General features: G+C 64.8%; 17 protein-coding genes. 7 read left to right on the top strand and 10 right to left on the bottom strand.

From position 1 onward, the window contains the following. Nucleotides 1-116: 116 nt before the first annotated feature. The 4 genes from LTH96_RS11195 to LTH96_RS11210 form a co-directional block, all read right to left on the bottom strand. Nucleotides 117-1,208 carry a DUF418 domain-containing protein gene (locus LTH96_RS11195; protein ID WP_241465850.1) on the bottom strand — a complete coding sequence of 364 codons (1,092 nt, stop codon included), beginning with the start codon at nt 1,206-1,208 and terminating at the stop codon, nt 117-119. Between the two features lie 102 nt (nt 1,209-1,310). Beyond that, nucleotides 1,311-2,450, bottom strand: a complete 1,140-nt coding sequence (locus tag LTH96_RS11200) for a cell wall metabolism sensor histidine kinase WalK (protein ID WP_241465852.1) — start codon at nt 2,448-2,450, stop codon at nt 1,311-1,313. After that, nucleotides 2,447-3,154, bottom strand: coding sequence for a response regulator transcription factor (locus LTH96_RS11205; RefSeq protein WP_241465853.1), 708 nt, complete (start codon nt 3,152-3,154; stop codon nt 2,447-2,449). The genes LTH96_RS11200 and LTH96_RS11205 overlap by 4 nt, the downstream gene beginning before the upstream one ends. A gap of 15 nt (nt 3,155-3,169) precedes the next feature. Continuing rightward, the gene (locus LTH96_RS11210) at nt 3,170-5,215 is read right to left on the bottom strand and encodes a glycoside hydrolase family 9 protein (protein ID WP_241465854.1); all 2,046 of its coding nucleotides are present in this window, start codon (nt 5,213-5,215) and stop codon (nt 3,170-3,172) included. 267 nt (nt 5,216-5,482) lie between these two features. Here LTH96_RS11210 and LTH96_RS11215 point away from each other — a divergent pair, with 267 nt between their 5' ends. Next, nucleotides 5,483-6,472 (top strand): aldo/keto reductase, encoded by a 990-nt coding sequence (locus LTH96_RS11215; protein WP_241465856.1) that lies wholly within the window; start codon nt 5,483-5,485, stop codon nt 6,470-6,472. 210 nt (nt 6,473-6,682) lie between these two features. On the opposite strand, the gene LTH96_RS11220 is transcribed toward LTH96_RS11215, so the two are convergent. After that, nucleotides 6,683-6,895, bottom strand: a complete 213-nt coding sequence (locus LTH96_RS11220; RefSeq protein WP_241465858.1) for a hypothetical protein — start codon at nt 6,893-6,895, stop codon at nt 6,683-6,685. 196 nt (nt 6,896-7,091) lie between these two features. Here LTH96_RS11220 and LTH96_RS11225 point away from each other — a divergent pair, with 196 nt between their 5' ends. After that, entirely contained in the window at nt 7,092-7,292 is a 201-nt protein-coding gene (locus LTH96_RS11225) for a hypothetical protein (protein ID WP_241465859.1), read from the top strand. Here the strand turns inward: LTH96_RS11225 and LTH96_RS11230 are convergent. The 3 genes from LTH96_RS11230 to LTH96_RS11240 form a co-directional block, all read right to left on the bottom strand. Continuing rightward, entirely contained in the window at nt 7,285-7,614 is a 330-nt protein-coding gene (locus tag LTH96_RS11230) for a putative quinol monooxygenase (RefSeq protein ID WP_241465860.1), read from the bottom strand. The genes LTH96_RS11225 and LTH96_RS11230 overlap by 8 nt on opposite strands. Nucleotides 7,615-7,679: 65 nt before the next feature. Continuing rightward, nucleotides 7,680-8,465, bottom strand: a complete 786-nt coding sequence (locus tag LTH96_RS11235) for an acetoin reductase (RefSeq protein WP_241465862.1) — start codon at nt 8,463-8,465, stop codon at nt 7,680-7,682. A 71-nt stretch (nt 8,466-8,536) separates the two neighbouring features. Then, nucleotides 8,537-9,310, bottom strand: a complete 774-nt coding sequence (locus tag LTH96_RS11240) for an IclR family transcriptional regulator (protein WP_241465864.1) — start codon at nt 9,308-9,310, stop codon at nt 8,537-8,539. A 216-nt stretch (nt 9,311-9,526) separates the two neighbouring features. Here LTH96_RS11240 and LTH96_RS11245 point away from each other — a divergent pair, with 216 nt between their 5' ends. The 5 genes from LTH96_RS11245 to LTH96_RS11265 all read left to right on the top strand — a co-directional run bounded on the left by LTH96_RS11245 (nt 9,527) and on the right by LTH96_RS11265 (nt 17,209). Further along, nucleotides 9,527-10,108: a hypothetical protein gene (locus tag LTH96_RS11245; protein WP_241465865.1), complete on the top strand. Its 582-nt coding sequence runs from the start codon at nt 9,527-9,529 to the stop codon at nt 10,106-10,108. Then, a complete protein-coding gene (locus LTH96_RS11250) occupies nt 10,108-11,718 on the top strand; it encodes a GMC family oxidoreductase (protein WP_241465867.1) in 1,611 nt (536 codons plus the stop codon). The genes LTH96_RS11245 and LTH96_RS11250 overlap by 1 nt, the downstream gene beginning before the upstream one ends. 47 nt (nt 11,719-11,765) lie before the next feature. Then, a complete protein-coding gene (locus LTH96_RS11255; RefSeq protein ID WP_241465868.1) occupies nt 11,766-14,642 on the top strand; it encodes an FAD-binding and (Fe-S)-binding domain-containing protein in 2,877 nt (958 codons plus the stop codon). 232 nt (nt 14,643-14,874) lie between these two features. Further along, complete coding sequence (locus LTH96_RS11260; RefSeq protein ID WP_241465870.1) at nt 14,875-15,450, top strand: PadR family transcriptional regulator; 576 nt, start codon at nt 14,875-14,877, stop codon at nt 15,448-15,450. A gap of 52 nt (nt 15,451-15,502) precedes the next feature. Next, complete coding sequence (locus tag LTH96_RS11265) at nt 15,503-17,209, top strand: AarF/UbiB family protein (protein ID WP_241465872.1); 1,707 nt, start codon at nt 15,503-15,505, stop codon at nt 17,207-17,209. Between the two features lie 57 nt (nt 17,210-17,266). Here the strand turns inward: LTH96_RS11265 and LTH96_RS11270 are convergent, their stop codons facing one another. Both LTH96_RS11270 and LTH96_RS11275 read right to left on the bottom strand, forming a co-directional pair. Next, nucleotides 17,267-18,733: a YdiU family protein gene (locus LTH96_RS11270; protein ID WP_241465873.1), complete on the bottom strand. Its 1,467-nt coding sequence runs from the start codon at nt 18,731-18,733 to the stop codon at nt 17,267-17,269. Nucleotides 18,734-18,942: 209 nt separating this feature from the next. Beyond that, a complete protein-coding gene (locus LTH96_RS11275) occupies nt 18,943-19,383 on the bottom strand; it encodes a DUF1622 domain-containing protein (RefSeq protein WP_241465874.1) in 441 nt (146 codons plus the stop codon). Nucleotides 19,384-19,495: the final 112 nt, after the last annotated feature.

Raw genomic sequence — 19,495 nt, forward strand, 5'->3', positions numbered from 1 at the left:
GGAGTCAACCGCATGGCTGGACCCGGCATTGCCCGAAAGCGTGATCTTGAAGAAACCTTCATCAAGTGCAGACCCGTTCTTGACCGGATGTTCTGCCTTCCACCTCGCCGGCATCCTCAGCGAGGACGCCGGGACAGTCTCGGCGCCCGCAGCAGAACCTCGAGGGGCCCTCGGCTGAAGCGCTTCCGCCAGAGCCAGGCGAACGCCATCAGCGCGGCCACGGTCCAGGTGCTCGCGATCATCCCCTGGACCAGCGTGTCCGGTCCCGGGCGGACGACGAATGCGAGGATCAGCAGGTGCCCGACGTAGGCAGTCAGGGCCAACTGACCCAGGAAGATCAGCGGAGACACCAGGGGGTGGGACCACGCGTGGATCTTCAGGCACAGGCCGAGGACGAAGACTGCGGACCCGGTGCCGCCGATCAGCCACAGCGGCATCTGTGAATGGGCCACCGCGCTGAAGAGTCGCTCCCATGCCATATGGGTCGTCGGCTCGCCGAATGCGGCCACCAGAAGCGCAGAGAGCAGGCGAGCCGCCACTGCAGCAGCTGCGCCCCAGATGATCAGTCGAGTGCTGATTCTTGAGTCTGTGAGCTCCAGTCGACCCAGCCAGAGGCCGAGGACGAAGGGCGCCGCCCAGACGATCAACGGGTATGGGCCCGTGAGCACGATGCCGGTGAAGATCTCCCAGGGCGGGCCTGAAGCTGAGACGGGGTCTCGATCGAAGCGTCCGTCGGTCTGAGCCTGAACCGCAATCCAGATCACCGGGCCGAGGAGGGCGCTGATCCCCGTGGTCAGGAGCAGGAGGCCACCGGAGACCCGGAGAAGTGGGAGAGAGAAGAGGATCAGCAGCGCATAGATCTGCAGAATCACCGAGACGTCGTGGGCGAGTTCCTGGAGCGCCAGGCCGCCCAGGAGCAGCAGAACACAGCGCCAGAGCAGCGACACCCAGGGGAGCGGAGCGTGTTGTTCGCGAGAGCGGCGCGTCATCAAGGAGACGCCGATTCCGCCGAGCAGGACGAAGAGCAGGGACGCCCGACCATACGGAACTCGGTAGATCATCTCCAGAAGCTCGTCGTCGCCGCGGGGACCAGTGTTGACAGCAATCATGCCGATGATCGCCAGCCCGCGTGCAGCGTCCAGCGCGAGCATCCGCTGTGCGCCCGAGCGAGGCGGCCCCTTCGTGGAGGTCTTTCGCTGAGACGACACTCCGGCTCCCTGTCTGATCTGCTGGTGAGTCCCGTGACGGTGACCACGCAACTCTTGACTATATCGAGTCGCCTGCGATGGGGCGGCAGATAATCAGATCCTTTATGGAACCTTCATCAAGTCTTGGGTGCCCTGAGGCAGCTCGACCGTGAAGACGGCTCCCTTTCCGGTCCCCTCGCTGAACGCCCAGACGGATCCTCCATGAGCGGTGACTATGGAACGCACGATCGCGAGTCCGATCCCAGATCCACCGTGGGTGCGGTCGCGTGCGCTGTCCACGCGGTAGAAGCGCTCAAAGAGGTGGGCAAGGTGTGCCGGGTCGATTCCGTGGCCGGTGTCGACGACGTCGACGGTCACATGGGATCTGGATGCCCGTGCACTGAGGGTCACCTCGTCGCCGCGCTCGGTGTGGTGCAGTGCGTTGTCCAGCAGATTGGTCAGGACCTGACCGATGCGGTCGCGATCCGCGGTGATCGTCGCGGCTCTTGCGCGGTTGCCGATCTTGATCTCGAGGTTCACCCCGGCGGCCTGATAGCGAGCGCGGATCTGGGCAGACGCGGCATCCAGGAGCTCACCGAGCTGGACCGGGGCGAGCCGCAGGTCCAGGCACCCCTCTTCTGCGGCGCTGACCAGAGAGATGTCCTCAGCAAGGCGTGTGAGGCGCTCGGTCTGTTCTCTGAGCATGACCAGGGTTTCGTCGTCGGCGTGGGCGATCCCGTCCTGCATCGCTTCGAGATATCCGTCAACCGTGGACACCGGTGTGCGCATCTCGTGGGCCAGATCTGAGAGCAGGCGCTTGCGCGTGAGCTCCGTGCGGTCCAGCTCTGCGGCCATGCTGTTGAACGCGACCATCAGCTCAGTGAACTCTGCTCCGATGCTGCTCTCCGGGACCCTCGCGGAGTAGTCGCCGTCCGTGATCTCGACGACCGCAGAGCGGATCTTGCGGATCGGCCGGACCAGCCGGCGCACGAGGATCACGGTGACGACGACGGAAGTCCCGAAGGCTGTCAGGAGGGCCAGCAGGAGGGACAGTCTCCATGCCGCATCGAATGCTTCCTCGGCGTGGGCGACGATGCCTGGATCGGGGTTGGAGGTTTCGACCATCTCCATATGGTCATCGAAGATTGCCGGTCCCACGATGAGAGCAACGACCCAGGCAGTCACCACCGCCACACCCAGCACAAGGATGAGCGCCGCCAGGATCCGGGTGCCCAGCCCGGTGAATCGCCTCTGTCCGATCAACGTGGCGGTCCCGTCTTGTACCCGATGCCACGGACCGTGTGGATGAACCGGGGGTTCGCGGAATCATCCCCCAGCTTTCGGCGGAGGTGCCCGATATGGACATCGACCAGGTGTTTGTCTCCGAACCACTCATCACCCCACACCTTGGTGATCAGTGCGCTCCGGCTCTGTGCCACTCCGGGTTCCGCGAGAAGCGTCGCCAGGAGCTCGAACTCGGTCAAGGTGAGATCCACGAGCTGACCCCGCAGTTGAACTTCACGTCCCGCCAGATCGACGCGGAGGTCCCCCAGCTGGTAGGTGACGAGGTCCGAGCCGGAGGCGTTTCGTGGCCTGCGCAGCATCGCCTTCACGCGCAGCACCAGTTCTCGTGGGCTGAAGGGCTTGGTCACATAGTCATCGGCGCCGACGGACAGTCCGATCAGACGGTCCACCTCCTCGGCGCGGGCCGTGAGCATGATGATGTAGCAGTCCGAGAACGTCCGGATCTGTCGGCAGGCTTCCACGCCGTCCAGGCCAGGCAGGCCGAGGTCAAGGATGACGACGGCGGGGCTCTGTTCGCGAACGATATCCACGGCGTGGGATCCATCTCCGGTCGCCACGACGCGGAACCCATCGCGGATGAGGTATTGCTCGATCAGGTGGACCAGTGGCGCCTCGTCGTCCACCACCAGGATCTTCATGGGACCTTCCCCGACAGCTGACATGGTCCCGATACTAGATCAGCCTGCGCGACCCATGTCGTCGAGCCAGCTGGCGTGCCAGGCCAGGGCGGCGTTCCAGTTGATCGTCGTCTCATTGGTGGACCAGGAGTCAGACGCGTCGATGTAGCAGAACTGCGGCGCGCAGCCAGAGAGATCACCCTGTGCCGTGGGATCGCCGAGGACGGAGTTGGCCCCGCCGGCAAGCTTGCCGGCGGGGAACGGCGGCAGCCGCTCGTGATCGGCCGCGTACCAGCGGCTGTGCATGTTTTCAGAGAAGTACGTGCCGTAGCCGGAGACGTAGGAGTTGTTGATCGCGTTGCGGCCCAGGACATAGTCGATGGCCTCGATCCCGGCTTCGCGGTACCGGGTCTCGCCGGTGAGGTCGAAGGCGGTGGCGATCACCGCGGCGTTGTTGAGCACCATATGGTTCGACCCCCAGTCGTATTCCTCCGGGGCATAGGGGTGGCCGAAGGGCTGATCCTGCTGGACCGCCAGATAGGCGTCGGCGGCGTCGACCACGGAATCGATCACCGCCTCACGGTCCTCCAGGTCGCTGTCCACGGTCGCTAGATCCAGGCGGGCGGCAGCGGCGGTGTTCTTCCAGTCGAAGGCCGGGGTGCCGAAGACCTGGTCCTCGGCGCCGCCCACATGATGCACGTTGGTGCGCACCGCGTCCTCATAGCTGGCTGACCCCGTGGTCAGGTACAGCTGCGCGGCCGCCCAATAGAACTCGTCGCTGAACTCGTGATCGTTATAGGGACCACCGCCGGGATTCGGGTCAACACCGTCGGGGCCCCGGAAGATGCTGGAGTGCTCGGCGGCGGCAGCCCAGGCAGATTCCGCAGCGTCGAGCAGCTCATCGGCGAACTCTTCGTCGTACTGGTCATAGAGGCGGGCGCCGTGAGCTGCGGCGGCTGCCAGGTTCAGCGTCGCGGCGGTGGAGGGCCGGTGCAGATACCGCGGCATCGGGTCCTCGTGCGGGAGGGTGTCCATTCCGGTCCAGGCGATGTCGTGCAGCTTGTGGTGCGCCATCCCGCCGGCATCGATCTCGACCCCGTCGATCGTCATCCAGGTGTCGGCGGGCACCTGCATGGAGAGCATCCATTCAAGGTTCCAGCGAGCCTCGTCAAGGATGTCCGGCACCTCGTTGCCCCGCTCGGGGATCAGCAGGGTCTCGTCACCCAAGGCCTCGTCCACGGTTACCTCGGCGTTCTGGCTGCGCTCATAGGTGGCCAGCAGCTGCCACACCGAGATGCCCGAGTTGACCACGTATTTGCCATGGTCGCCCGCGTCATACCAGCCACCTGCAGCATCCAGGGCGTAGCCCTCCGGGCAGCGCCACGCCTCGGGGTCGCCATAGACGTCCGCGCTGGCGTGCTGCTCCGCCCCGTTCCACACGAAGCGCTCCGCCGGCAGGCAGGGCACCTGCAGATCCCCCCGGTTGGGGACGTCGGCGTCGGGCAGGTCTTCCCATGGGGGCACGAATTCCGTGACGTGCCCGGCAGGGCGCTCGTACTCCTGCCTCTCGAGGCTCCCGTCGACCTCGATCGGTTCAATCGCGATGCCGGATCGATGCGTGTAGTAGACGTTCAGGGCATCATGGCGCAGTGGGGTGTATAAGTCCTCGGTGATGTCGAAGGGGTAGCTCTGCTCGCCCTCGGCGGTCAGCGTGTAACCCGCCCCGGAGTCGCCGTGATCGCTGAAGTCGATGGTGTGGACGTCGAGTCCCGCCGACGGGTCGAACCCTTGCGGGGTCGACTCTCCTTGCGCGGCGAGCCCGCCGTCGTCGTCGAGCAGCTGCCAGCTCACCGCTTCCGTCTGATCGCTGACCAGCGTTGCGCGCTTTGGGCCGTCGGGCAGGTAGCCGAGCTGGTTGACGCGCACGCGTGGCCCGGTCTCATGCCCGAAGGACGCCGCTGCCGACTCGTCATTGCTGGACGTTGAGCCCTCGTCGGCGTGGGTATTCTCGCTGGCGCAGCCCAGTAGGGCGAGGACGGCGACAGCGAGGGTCGCCGCCCCTCTGGCGGGGAGGAAACCGACTCGCTGAGTGGACCTGGGGTGCATCGAGGATCCTTGGTTCGGCGGGGGACGGCCCGCTTCGGTGAACGCTGAGCAGCAACACTGGTTCTGCGGCTCCTCAACGCAGTTTGGCACGACCAACTCAGATGTCAATGGCTTGAGTCGGGGCTGACTTGGCTGAGAACGATCCGGCCCGCGTCGCAGCGGCGGTGAATGTGGGTGCCCCTCCGAGAACGTGCCGAGAAATAAACCTCGACCTAGGTGGTGTTCTCCCGGACAAGACCACCCACAAACTTGAGGATTTCTGATCGTATGGGCGACATCCACCACCTGCTGAACAACACCATCGGCTTCGGCACGGCACCCCTGGGCAACATGTTCCGGGAGATCCCCGAGGACGAGGCGCTGAGCACAATCGAGGCTGCCTGGGACGCCGGCATCCGCTACTTCGACACCGCCCCGTTCTATGGCGCCGGTCTTGCCGAGAAGCGCCTCGGCGCCACCCTCGGAAAGAAGCCGCGCGATGAGTTCCTGCTCAGCACCAAGGTCGGGCGCTACATGTCCGATGAGACCGAGGAGAAGGAGGGACTCTTCGCCGACGGGCGCAGCAACAAGGTCATCACCGACTACACCGCCGAGGCCACGCGGAAGTCGCTGGAGCAGTCCATGGAGCGCCTGGGCACCGACCGGCTCGACTTCGTGTTCGTCCACGACATCTCCCGGGACTTCCACGGCGACGAATGGATCGCGAAGTTCGAAGAGGCCCGCACCGGCGCGTTCCGCGTCCTCACCGAGATGCGCGAGCAGGGTCTGATCAAGGGCTGGGGACTGGGCGTCAACACCACGGAACCCATCGAGCTGGCCATGCAGCTGGAGGAGACTCCTCCCGATCTGAGCCTCTCGGCCACCCAGTACACGATCCTCCAGCACGAGAAGGCGCTGCAGCGGATGATGCCCCGCGCCGAAGCTCAAGGCGTGGGGATCATCGTCGGCGGACCGTACAACTCCGGAGCGCTGCTGGGCGGGGACCACTTCGACTACACCGAGGCGCCGCAGTCGGTGAAGGATCAGGTGGCCTCGCTGTCAGCCGTGGCCGCCCGCCACGACGTCGACCTCAAGGCGGCCGCGCTGCAGTTCTCCACCGCCCACCCCGCGACCGTCGCAGTGATCCCCGGTTCAAGCCGGCCGGGCCGGATCTCAGAGGACATCGCCGCGCTGTCCGCGACGATCCCCGGCGACTTCTGGGATGAGCTGGTCCAGGAAGGCCTGATCTCAGCCAAGGCACCGCTGCCGCAGGCCTGATAGCCACGGCGGTGTCTTGAGTTCGTAGTCCCAGCGTCGCCGCCGGGGGCAGTGTCGCATCGCCTCTAGCGGTCCCTCGGGGTCAGTTCTATCGTGGGTGCAATGCGTCCCGTGCGCATGGGGGCGTGTTTCAGATGAGAGCTGTCTACCGGGAGCGGAGGCGTGCAGCTGATGGAAGGACCGATCGAGAACCTGACCAACTCTGTGCCGTCATGGGGTGCGAAGATGGCGTTCGGCGAGAGCATCACGATCGGCGGTCGCGAGCTGGTTCCTGCGGCCCTGGTCATCTTCGGCTTCGGCGGTGGCGGGGGTTCGGGCAGAGTCCCGCCGAGCGGGGAGGACCCGGAAAGAGAAGGCGAAGGCAGCGGTGGCGGGGGCGGCGGCTGCGTCTTGCCGATCGGTGCGTATGTCGATGGTCCCCACGGGCCGAAGTTTCAGCCCAACCCGGTTGCCACGGTGATCGTGAGCGCGCCGCTCGTGACTGCCCTCGGCTGGGCGGTGGCCCGGATCATCACCGCCGCAGGCGGGACCGCAGGAACGCCTGCAGCCAGAGGCCACCGGCTCGTGAACCAGCAGACGCGTTCACGGAACCGCAGGACTGGCTTGGTGAGTCTGCTGAGTGCCGGAGCTCCTCGACGTCGAACCGTGGGTCTTCTCCGTGGTCGTGCACGCGGAGCGTCAGGGCCGCACGGACCTCTTCGGGGGCATCGTTCCCGATGAGAAGCCTGAGCCGGGCGTCGTCGACGGGGAACACGATCGCTGTTCCGCTCAGACGCACCTCGACCCCGAACCTGCAGTGCGGGTTGCGGTCTTCAGCTGACCTTCATCTCCCCCATCTCATCCCAGCCTGAGCCTTCGACCTGGCGAGAGATGATCTTCGGCGTCGCGACCAGAGCCTCGTGCATCGGGCTGCCCGGGGCAGTGGCAGTCCTGAAGTGCTCAGACTCCACGTGAGGTTCCGCGCCGTCGTCCTCGAAGGCCTCTACCAGCACGTACTGGTTGGTGTCGTCGAGGCTTCTGGACCATTCGAACCACTTGTTCCTCGGCTCTGCGCGCGTGGCTTCGGTGAACGCGCGGGTGATCTCCGGCCACTGCTCAGCGAGCTCCGGCTTGACTTGGAATTTCACGACGATCAGGATCATGTCTTCTCGCTCCTTCTTGGGTTTTTGGTCGGCGTCACCCGCTGCCGTTGGTGCGGGGTCCAGTCTCAGGAGAACTGCATCCCTCCGTCGACCAGCATCGTCTGGCCGGTGATGTAATCGGAGTCCTCCGAGGACAGGAAGGACACGAGGCTGGCGACATCGCTGGGTACTGAGACGCGACCAAGCAGAATGTCGCCCGCGTACTTCTTGATCGCCTCGCCCTTCTGGAGGCCCTCTTCGGCGGCGAGCTTTTCATCGATGAGGTCCCACATGGCTGTTCCCACGATCCCTGGACCGTAGGCGTTGACCGTGATTCCGTACTGGGCCCACTCCATGGCCGCGGCCTGGGTCAACCCTCGCACCGCCCACTTGCTCGCTGAGTAGGGCGACAGGAGGGCGAAGGGACGGAATGCCACGATGGAGGCGGCGCCGATGATCTTTCCACCGGTGTTCTGCCCCATCATCTGCCGGGCGGCTGCGCGGTAGGAGTGAAAGACCCCCGTGACGTTGACGTCCATCACCTTCTGGAAGTCCTCAGTCTTGTAGTCCAACAGCGACTGGACCTGGGCGATGCCTGCATTGGCCACGAAGACATCCAGGGATCCCCCGGTCTCCACTGCCGTGCGGACCAGCGCATCGACCGAGGACTCCACGGTCACGTCCACCTCGGCGGCGCTCGCATGTCCGCCTGCGCCGGTGATCGTCTCCACGGTCTCGGCTGCTTCTTCCTGCATGCCTGGCAGATCCGCGACGACCACGTGCAAACCGTCCTGGCCGAGTCTCTCCGCAATGCCACGCCCGATTCCGCGTCCGGCTCCCGTGACGACGGCGACCCTCAGTTGTGCACTCATGCGCTGTTCTCCTCAGGTGTGATGGTCAGCACAGTCTGTGGTGCGTCAGTCGAGACGAGCCAGAAGCTCTCTCATCCGGTGAGAACGGTCTTCGATCCGGCGCGCATATACCGACTGCATCGGCCGGCATATTCGCGCAGAGCAGCTTCGATCTGTGGTTCCAGTCCAGCGGCTCGGCGTGCGGACATGCTGACAGCGATCGCGCCGACGTTGACTCCGCTGGCACCGCGAACGGGTACGGCTGCGCAGGTTGTCCTAGGCAGAAACTCCTCGTGCTCCCACGCGATCCCCCGGATCGAGACGGTGTCGAGGTGTTCATCGAGCAGGTCAGGGCGGGCGATCGTGTGAGGAGTCAGGATCGGCATTCCTCGTGCATCGAGATAGGACCTCCTCTCCTCCTGCGGCATCGAAGCGAGGAGGATCTTGCCGAAGGCCGTTGCATGCGCGGCCTCATGGAATCCGAATCGCAGAGGGCGCAGCCGTGGATGCTTCTCGCAGTCGGAGAGGTGTGTGAGCACTATGTCCGAGCCGCGGTAGACCGCGAAGTAGGCAGCCGTCTCCATGGTGCGGTGAAGCTCATCCGTAGCCTGTCGGATGGGGGAGGGTGCCACCAGGCGCTGGCGGAAGGACAGCCCGAGGTCGAAGCACTTGGGCCCCAGCTCGAAACGTCCGTCCTCTTTGAGATGCACGAGGTATTGAGTCGCCACGAGCTCGCTGAGGAGGCGATAGACGCTGGGGAGCGGGATCTCCAAGCGCTGGGCGACTTCCTTGGCTGTGGCGCTCTCAGACGCCGCGACGGCCTCCAGGACAGCGAAGGTTCGGTGGATCACGGCAATGGCTGGCATGGGACCTCGTCTCGTCAGGACTCAGGAATCGTGGGCTCGAAGGGCTTGCTCGGGGTGTTCTCGCCCGGTGAGAACCTACCTGTCGAACAGTGTCCCAGATCACATACCGTTAGAGAACAATCACGAGACGATCGCGTGCAGGTCTCCACAGAAACCCCATCGTGACGGGGCCCCGGGCGGACCTGTCGGCGAGGCTGATCTACAAAGGAGCATCCGATGGTTTTCCCCGCGAAGTACCCCTCGCTCAACGCGACCGAGATGACGGAGGAGGCCCGCCAGACCCTTATCCGCGTGCTGCGCGTCGCTTTTCCTCACCAGTGCGTGCCGGACGGACCCTATGAGCGCACTGCCGACACCATCCTGACAGAGGCACAGAACGAGACCTGGTTCCGCGTGGCGCTGACTCAAGGGCTGCTCTCGTTGAATCAGCTGTCCGATGGGGACTTCCGCAGCCTGGACGATGCCGCTGCGCTGCGGGTCCTGCGCCGCGTAGACGGCACGGAGTTCTTCGGCTTCGTCCGTCGCACCGCAGTGCTGAACCTCTATGACGATGCGGAGGTCTGGACAGCCCTCGGCTATGAGGGGGCATCGTTCGACCAGGGCGGATATATCAATCGAGGATTCAACGATCTCGGCTGGCTGCCAGATCCGCGCGTCGAGTTTCCCGAGGGGGAGACCATGCCGGAGATCGCCCCCGGTGCGACCGGGGCTCCGCGTCCGGCGGCCGGGGGACAGAAGACCGACAGCACGAATCAGCCGGGCGCGACCAGCTCGGATATGGAAGAGGTGAAGAAGTGATGTCATCCGTTCCCGAGAATCACACACCCGGAGAAAGCGTCACCGGCTACAGCGTCGCCCATGACGAGGAAGCAGTCGTCATCGTCGGGTCCGGTGCCGGCGGAGGCACCCTTGCCTATGAACTCACCTCGAAGGGGATACCTGTGGTCGTGCTCGAGGCGGGGCCCTACCTCACTCATGACGAATATATGAACAACGAGTGGGAATCCTTCAACCAGATGGCATGGTTGGATCCCAGGACCACCTCAGGGTCCTGGCGAGTTGCTCGTGACTTCCCCAATCTCCCGGCATGGATCGTCAAAGCGGTGGGCGGGACCACCACCCACTGGTCTGGCGCGACTCCACGCTTCAAGGATCACGAGTTCAAAGCCCGCAGCGTGTACGGCCGGGTCGATGGCGCCAATCTGTTGGACTGGCCGATCGGGCTCTCAGATCTGGCTCCTTTCTATGACCGCGCAGAGAAAGCGATGGGTTCCACACACGTCCATGGCCGTCCGCCGCTGCCGGCGAACAACAACTACAAGGTCTTCGCCAACGGTGCCGAGCGTGTGGGCTATAAGTTCTACGCCACAGGCCCCTACGCCACCAACGCCGAGGAGTACGACGGGCGTCCGGCGTCGATCCAGGACGGCTTCAACTTCCAGGGAGACAAGAACCGGTCCAAGTGGTCCACCCTGGTCCGTGAGATACCGCGCGCCGAAGCAACCGGGCTTCTGGACCTGCGCCCCAACTCCCAAGCCGTGCAGATCACCCATGACGCCGAAGGCCGAGCTGACGCCGTGCTGTACCTCGACGAGGAGGGAAGCCTGCATCGCCAGGCGGCGAAGATCGTGTGCGTGGCGGGCAACTCCATCGAGACCCCTCGCCTGCTGCTGCTCTCCGCGACGCCGAGTTTCCCAGACGGGCTCGGCAACTCGTCCGGGCAGCTGGGTCGCAACTACATGCGGCATCTGACAGGCACGGTCTGGGGCCATTTCGAGGAACCGGTGCGCATGTACCGCGGAGAGACGATGGCGGGCATGATCGGAGACGAGTCGCTGCACGACCCTGATCGAGGCTTCGCCGGGGGCTACTATCTCGAAACCATCTCGCTGGGCCCGGCCTTCATGGCCGCGTTCGTCGAGCCCGGCACCTGGGGTCCAGACTTCGCGAAGCTTTTGGACGCCTACACGAACTCTGCCGGCATGTGGATCGTCGGGGAGGACATGCCACAGGAGACCAACCGGATCACGTTGAACACCACTCTCAAGGACAAGAACGGCCTCCCGGTCCCCAATGTCCATTACGACGATCATGTGAACGACGTGGCGATGCGCGAGCATGCCTACGCCGCGGGCGAGAAGGTCTATGCAGCAGTAGGGGCACGCTCTACGCACCGGACACCGCCGTACCCCTCCACGCACAATCTCGGGACCGCGCGGATGAGTGAGCGTCCCGAGGATGGGGTGGTGGACCGTTGGGGACGTTCCCACGACGTGAAGAACCTGTTCGTCTCGGACGGTTCCGTCTTCACCAGTGGAGCGGCCGCGAATCCCACCCTCACGATCGTTGCCCTCGCCATTCGTCAGGCCGACTACATCGCCGAAGAGCTCAAAGCGCAGCGGATTTGAGCCCCAGCAGGAGCAAGTCCGCTGACCATCGGGGAGGCAGCTCCACGTTGACGGAGGTCCCCGCCGATCTCGTCGACGCGCTGCGAAGCGTCGTGGGCGAGGTCGGGGTGCGTGCGACAGACCGCCTGGGGGCCGCCCATGATGCCTCGCACTACCTGCTCACTCCCCAAGCCGTGGTGCGGCCGAACTCCATCGAGGAGGTCGCCGGACTGTTCCAGACAGCTCGACACCTGGGTCTCGGGGTGACCTTCCGCTCGGGGGGAACCAGCCTGTCCGGACAGGCCGTCACGGAGAACCTGCTGGTGGATGTGCGAAGGCACTTCGGCTCCATAGAGGTGCTCGACGGCGGCGCCAAGGTGCGCTGCGGCCCCGGGGCTGTGCTGAGCCAGGTCAACGCTCGACTGCGGCGATATGGGCGCAAACTGGGCCCGGACCCCGCCAGTGAGATCGCGTGCACGATCGGGGGAGTGGTGGCGAACAACTCCTCCGGCATGGCGTGCGGGATCGAATTCAACACCTACCGGACCCTCGACTCCTGTGTGCTCGTGCTGCCCAGCGGCACCGTGGTCGACACTTCGATTGCCGACGCTGATCTGCAGCTCGCCCGCGCTGAGCCTGAGCTGCATGAGGGCCTGGGTGCGCTGCGCGACCAGCTGCGAGCCGACCCGCTCGCCGTCGAGCGGATCCGGACGCTGCATGCGATCAAGAACACCATGGGCTACGGTCTGAACTCCTTCCTGGACCACACCGACCCGGTCCGGATCCTCGAGCATCTGATCGTCGGCAGCGAGGGCACGCTGGCGTTCCTTGCGCAGGCGACCTTCCGCACGGTGGAGATCAGACCGCACGTGGCCACGGGGCTGCTCATCTACCCCGACCTTGCCGCCGCGACCGCCAGCCTGCCCGATTTGGTGGCGGCGCAGCTTGCCACGGTGGAACTCCTGGATGCGACCAGTCTGCGAGTCTCCCAGCGTGATCCGAAGTCGCCGGAGGAGATCCGGGGCCTCATGGTCGAAGATCACTGTGCGCTGCTGGTGGAGTTCCAAGAGCCCGATGAGCAGGCGCTTCAAGACCGGCTCGAGGCTGCGGCGCTGCTCTGGGAACGGCTTCCCCTGAGTCGCCCCGCCCAGCTGACCACCGACGCCGGTCGACGGGCCGCCTTCTGGCACACCCGAAAAGGTCTGTTCGCTGCTGTCGCGGGCAACCGGCCCTCGGGCACCACGGCGCTTCTGGAGGACATCGCGGTTCCAGTCGCTCGGCTCGGGGAGACCTGTACGGCTTTGACCGAACTCTTCGACACATACGGCTACGCCGACGCCGTGATCTTCGGTCACGCCAAGGACGGCAACATCCACTTCATGGTGACCGAGACCTTCGACGGGGAATCACCGGAGGAACTGGACCGATACGAGGCGTTCACCGAGGACATGGTCGAGTGTGTCTTGGCGCGCGGTGGAACACTGAAGGCCGAGCACGGAACGGGCCGGATCATGGCCCCCTTCGTGCGGCGCCAGGTCGGAGACGACCTGTATGCCGTGATGGAGAAGCTCAAGGCCCTCGTGGATCCGCACCAGATGCTCAACCCTGGAGTGCTCCTGACGCAGGATCCTAGAACCCACCTGAAACATCTCAAGACCTCGCCGAGGGTCGAAGAAGAGGTCGATCGGTGCGTCGAATGTGGGTACTGCGAACCCGTCTGTCCCAGCCGCCGGCTGACCACCACACCGCGTGAACGGATTGTGCTTCGTCGGGAGATCGCAAGGGCCGAGGCAGTCGGAGACGCAGCGCTGGCGCAGACTCTCCGCCGGGAGTATGAGTACGAGGCCGTCCAGTCCTGCGCCGTCGATGGCATGTGTGAGACGGCCTGCCCGGTATTCATCAACACCGGAGACCTGGTGCGGCGCCTGCGCGCTGAGACCCGGTCTGCGCCCGACCAGAAGGTCTGGAAGGCGGCGGCGAGGCAGTGGACGAGCGTGAGTCGGGCAGGGTCTTGGGCTCTGACGGCGGCTGACCACATGCCGTCGGTTCTGCCGCGTGTGGCGTCTGATCTCGCGCGACGTGTCCTCGGCGAGGAGGCGTTTCCACAGTGGACCGATGACCTGCCGCGCGGAGGGCGGGCTCGTCCTGTGCGGCAGGACGCCCAGGCGGAGGTGCTCTGGTTTCCCAGCTGCACGCAGACGTTGTTCGGTGCGGCTGAAGGTGCTGACCCGGATGGGCGACGCAGCGGTGTGGGCGAGGCGTTTCAGCGGCTCTGTGATGTGGCCGGAGTGCGGGTGCGCACACCCGAATCGATCCCGTCGCTGTGCTGCGGGACACCGTGGAAGTCCAAAGGCCTGTCTGAGGGGTACGAGCTCATGCGCAGCAAGGTCGCCGCCGCGGTGTGGGAGGCCTCTGACGCGGGAAGGCTGCCGGTCGTCAGTGACGCGAGCTCTTGCACCGAGGGTCTCGAGGCGCTCCTGCTGGCGTCTGGTGAGCCGGTCGCAGACATCGAGGTCGTGGACGTGGTCACTTTCGCCGCACAACGGCTTCTGCCCGCGCTGCAGGCCCGGAAGCTGCTGCCCGCGCCGATGACGCCCTCTGTGATGCTGCACCCCACCTGCTCGTCTACACGGCTTGGACTGAACTCTGATCTCGATGTACTGGCAGCCGCTGTGGCGGGTCAGGTGTATACCCCGCAGGACTGGGGATGCTGCGCATTCGCCGGAGACCGAGGCATGCTGCACCCCGAGCTCACGGCCTCAGCGGTCGAGGCGCAGGCTGCGGAGGTGCGCAGCGTGCGTGCCGCGGTGCACGCGTCCACGAATCGCACGTGTGAGATCGGGATGACCCGCGCGACCGGTGAGCCATACAGACATATTCTTGAGCTGCTCGACGACGCGGTGCTGCCGCAAGGCCGGGGTCGAACACCGGAGGAGCCTTCGTAGACCTGTAGCGAGGTGAGGGTCGAGTGGCTCAGTCGCAAGTTCACGATTCCAGAACTGGACTGGACACCGACGAAGCGGAGGGTTTCATGCCAGCAGGTCACTACGGTGACTCTGCTCTGGGCTGATGAAACGACGTTGAACGCGTTTCGTCACATCCTCACGCCAGGTTTCTCGCCGATATATCGTTAAGTCTGATCGGGCCCACAATGGGTGCGGCGCTTAGGAGGCTGTTATGACTGGATCATTTTCAGGCGACTCACATGGCCGGGGCATCTTCGGAGACCGTCGGCCACCGGTGGGAGGGCCACCAGCTGACCTTTGGGACGCGATGGACCAGCTGCGTGGTGCATTCAAGGACAAATCGGCTCCGCGAGCGAACCGCGGCGATGTCCGAGCGGCGGTCCTTGCTCTGCTGGCCGAGCGCTCCATGCACGGCTACCAGATCATCCACGAGATCGAACAGCGCAGCGGCGGGGCCTGGAAGCCCAGCCCAGGCTCGGTCTATCCCACCCTGCAGCTCTTGGCGGATGAAGGGCTGATCCACGCCGAGACAGAGGGTGGACGCAAGACCTACTCACTGACCGAAGAAGGCCGTGAGGCCGCAGAGGCCGCTGATCAGTGGCCTGCGCAGTGGCAGGGCCCTGGGCACCGCGGCCACGCAGTTCGCACCCTGTCCAAGGCCGGCATGGAGCTTGCTCAGGCAGCCGCGCAGGTCGGCCGTTCCGGAACCCCCGAACAGATCCACCAGGCGGAGCAGGAGCTGGACCAGGTGCGCCGGAAGCTCTACGCCATCCTTGCTCAGGACTGAACGGCGTGACTGCAGCACGTGGCGCCTGGGGCCGCGGCTTCCAGGGAATCGAGTGAACCCAACGACCAGGACGCTGCGCGCCCGGTACCGTCGGATTCTCCGGTTTGCCGCACTTCATCTGATCCAGGTGTGGTGGTTCGAGCTGTTCCTGCCGCGAATCGGTCTTGCCCGACTCGCAGCAGTCGGGCGATCTCGACGAATGCGGCGTCTCGCGCAGCGGTTCCATGTCTTGGCTGTGGACCTCGGCGGGCTGATGATCAAGGTCGGCCAGTTCCTCTCCTCGCGACTAGACGTGCTGCCTCCCGAGATCACCAAAGAGCTGGAGGGGCTGCAGGACGAGGTGAGTCCGGTCGCCTTCTCTGCCATTCAGACCGCCGCCGAGAAGGAACTCGGCGTCCCGCTGGAGCAGGCGTTCGCCTACGTCGACCCGACCCCGCTTGCCGCTGCCTCGTTGGGCCAGGCGCATCGCGCCGCACCTTCGGCGCAGGACGCCGAGTTGGCCGGTTTCGCAGCCGCGGTCGTGAAGATCCAACGTCCCGGCATCGGTGAGATCGTCGACGTCGATCTGGCCGCACTGCGACGGGTGAGCCGATGGCTGTCCCGGATCCGGCTGGTGAGCAACAGGGTGGATGCGCCTGCACTGGTCGAGGAGTTCGCCGCGACCAGCATGGAGGAGATCGACTACCTCCACGAGGCTGCCAACGCTGAACGGTTCGCCGCGAACTTCGCCGAGGATCCGCGCGTCTCCGTTCCTGACGTCATGTGGGAACGCACCACGCGACGGGTCCTCACCCTGCAGGACGTGACCGCGATCAAGATCAATGATGTGGAGAGGCTCAAGGCCGCGGGAATCGACCCAGCAGAGGTCGCCACACAATTCGCGAACGTGATGTTCGACCAGATCTTCGTCCACGGGTTCTTCCATGCCGACCCGCATCCCGGGAACATCTTCGTCACGCCGACCCCCTCGGAGGGGAATCCCCTCGCAGAGGCGGGACAGTCACCTCACTGGCACTTGACCTTCATCGACTTCGGCATGATGGGCGAGATTCCGGAGACTCTGCGGGACGGGCTGCGCCGGGTGTTCATCGCCGCAGCCTCGCGTGACGGCAAAGGGCTGGTCGACGCCATTCAAGAGGTGGGTGTGCTGCTTCCCTCGGCCGACACTGCCGAGCTTGAACGAGCGATGACACAGCTCTTCGCCCGATTCGGCGGCATGGGGTTCGCAGAGCTGAAGGAGGTCGACCCGCGCGAATTTCGGGACTTCGCCAAAGAGTTCGGTGACCTGGTTCGCTCCCTGCCATTCCAACTGCCAGAGAATTTTCTGCTGATGCTGCGGACGGTGTCTCTCATCTCGGGAGTCTGCAGCACACTGGATTCCAGATTCAACCTCTGGGACGCCATCGAGCCCTATGCCGAGCAGCTGATCCGCGATCAACGCAGACCTGCGGTCCAGGACGCCGCCCAACAGGCAGTGGCGACGGTGGCTACGGCGCTCCGGCTGCCGGGACGGCTCTCGGAAGCAGTCGACGGCATCGAGGCCGGGCGCATCGCGGTGCGCACCCCGGATCTTGATCGGCGGATCACAGCTCTGGAACGCGTAGGTCGGCGGATCATCTCAGCAGTTCTGTTCACCGGGCTGCTGGTCACAGGGACATTGCTGCGAAGCGACGACAGCCTCGTCGGCTCCGCCCTCATCGCGGCATCCCTCATCCCGCTGCTGCACGCGGTCCTCCCGTCGCGCAGAGGCGGGAACTGAATGAGAGGTTCACATGCATGCCGGGCCTCGAGGGTTCGTTCGTGGCGGGAAGGGAACTCAGGTCCCACAGAAGGTGCGGTAGGGGCCAAAGCTCGCGGGCGCTTCAGAGGCGTATCGAACGAACCTTTCACGCTCGTGGTAAGGATCGGTCACGGCCTCTAGGAGTTGGTGGAACGGTGCCAAGTCACCGTCGGTTGCCGCTTCAAGGGCTTCCTCTACCAGGTGGTTTCGCGGAATGTAGACAGGGTTGACCCTGTCCATCTGCTCTGCGTTCGGGTTGAGGCCGCGCCAACCATCTAGCCAAGCGTCGAGTGCCCCCAGATCCCGAGCCTTCTGTCGGACAGGCCTCACGTCGCCGCGGGCAGCGTGGTTGAGTGCTCGGAAGAACGAGGTGTAGTCGAGCGATTGCTCCTGCAGCAGAGTCATCACGTCGTCGACCACCGGGGTGCATACCTCGTCGTCCAGGTCTTGAGACAACCCGAGCTTGGTCTTCATGCCAAGAAACCAGGCAGCGCTGTACTCGCGGCGGAATGCGCCCAGGGCCTCCTGCGCCAGGGCGATGGCCTGCTCGTCGTCGTCGTTGAACAGGGGGAGCAGGGTCTCAGCAAATCGGGCGAGGTTCCATTCGGCGATCGCGGGCTGATTTCGGTACGCGTAGCGGCCGCTCTGATCGATGGAGCTGAAGACCGCAGCGGGATCGTAGGCGTCGACGAATGCGCAGGGGCCGTAGTCGATGGTTTCCCCAGAGATGGCCATATTGTCGGTGTTCATCACGCCGTGGACAAAGCCGACCAGCATCCATTGAGCCACCAGCTGGGCTTGAGCAGAGACCGCCGCTGTGAACAGTGCGAGATGAGGATTCTCAGCGTCCGCGGCGACAGGGGCATGCCGGGCAATGGCATGATCGGCCAGACGGCGGACCAACTCGCTGCCACCGATGGCACTGGCGTACTGGAAACTGCCTACGCGCAGGTGGCTGCTGGCCACGCGGGTGAGCACCGCTCCTGGCAGCGGCTTCTCGCGCCGCACGACGTCACCGGTGGCGAGGACCGCCAGAGAACGTGAGGTAGGAATGCCGAGGGCGTGCATGGCCTCGCTGATGACGTATTCGCGCAGCATCGGGCCCAGCGCAGCTCGACCATCGGCACCGCCGCGGGCGAAGGGAGTCCGTCCTGATCCTTTGAGATGTATATCGCACAGCTGGCCTCCGACGTCGGTGAGCTCGCCCAACAGCAGCGCGCGGCCGTCACCCAGGCGCGGCGAGTATGACCCGAACTGGTGGCCCGAGTACCCCTGAGCTACTGGCGCAGCGCCGCGGGGCACTCGGTTGCCGATCAGCAGACGGACGCCATCGGGGCTCTCTAGGTCTGCGGGATCGAGCCCCAGGTGATCAGCCAGGGGTCTGTTGAGCACAATCAGCCGCGGGGCGGTGGCCACCTCGGCCGACCACGGGATCGACAGCTCCGGAAACTCCTCCGCGAAGCGGCGATCCAGTGAGATATCGGGTTGTGCTGGGGCGCTCATCGGGGGCGACTCCTCGTGTTCTTCCACATGAGAGAACTGGTCTTCCAGGGCCGGCACCGCTGTCGCAGAGCGATGTCGTGCGCATCATCGAAGTCGTGCGCTCTGAAACTCATCACGTGCATGTCTGAGAGTTGTGCCGTGTCCCGGGCATGGGCCCAGACTAGACCACGAGGTGGTGCAGGACCCTGCGGCTGGGCCCTGCCCTTCCGCTAACTCTCGCGGGGATCTTGAGGGCGGGCGCCAGGGTTGCTTCTTTCGCCGCCACACGTACACCGAGCGACGGGGTTGCCCCATTTATCTCCTCGCACGCCCCCGTGAGAAGTCTGCCACGGCCAGCGTCCGGTCATTTCGAGCTGGAGGGTGAGACTCAGGAACGTACGAATAAGGACTATGAGACCGAGCGCGAGTATTGCGTCCACGGAGAACCCGATAGCTACTGTCCGGATGATGTCCGCAGCGATGAGGATCTCCAGTCCCAGGAGAATAGATCGTCCGACCCAGCGGCGGTACTCCTCGAAGACGAGGCTCTTCCGGCGAAGGTATCTCCAGCCAGCGAGTCCAGAGGCGATGCTGATTCCGACCACCATCACAACCACTCCAGCGGCATCTACGGCTTTGCCGATGGAATCAATGATCGTGTCGAAATCCATAGTTCCTCCGTAGCCCAGAATGCCGCTTGTGACCCACAGTATCTTCGGCGCATACGAACGCGCGGCTGCTCCCGACTGGGATCTGGATCTGAGAAACGCCAGCTGCGCGGAA

It is taken from the genome of Nesterenkonia sp. LB17 (genome assembly GCF_022565915.1).
GTDB lineage: Bacteria > Actinomycetota > Actinomycetes > Actinomycetales > Micrococcaceae > Nesterenkonia.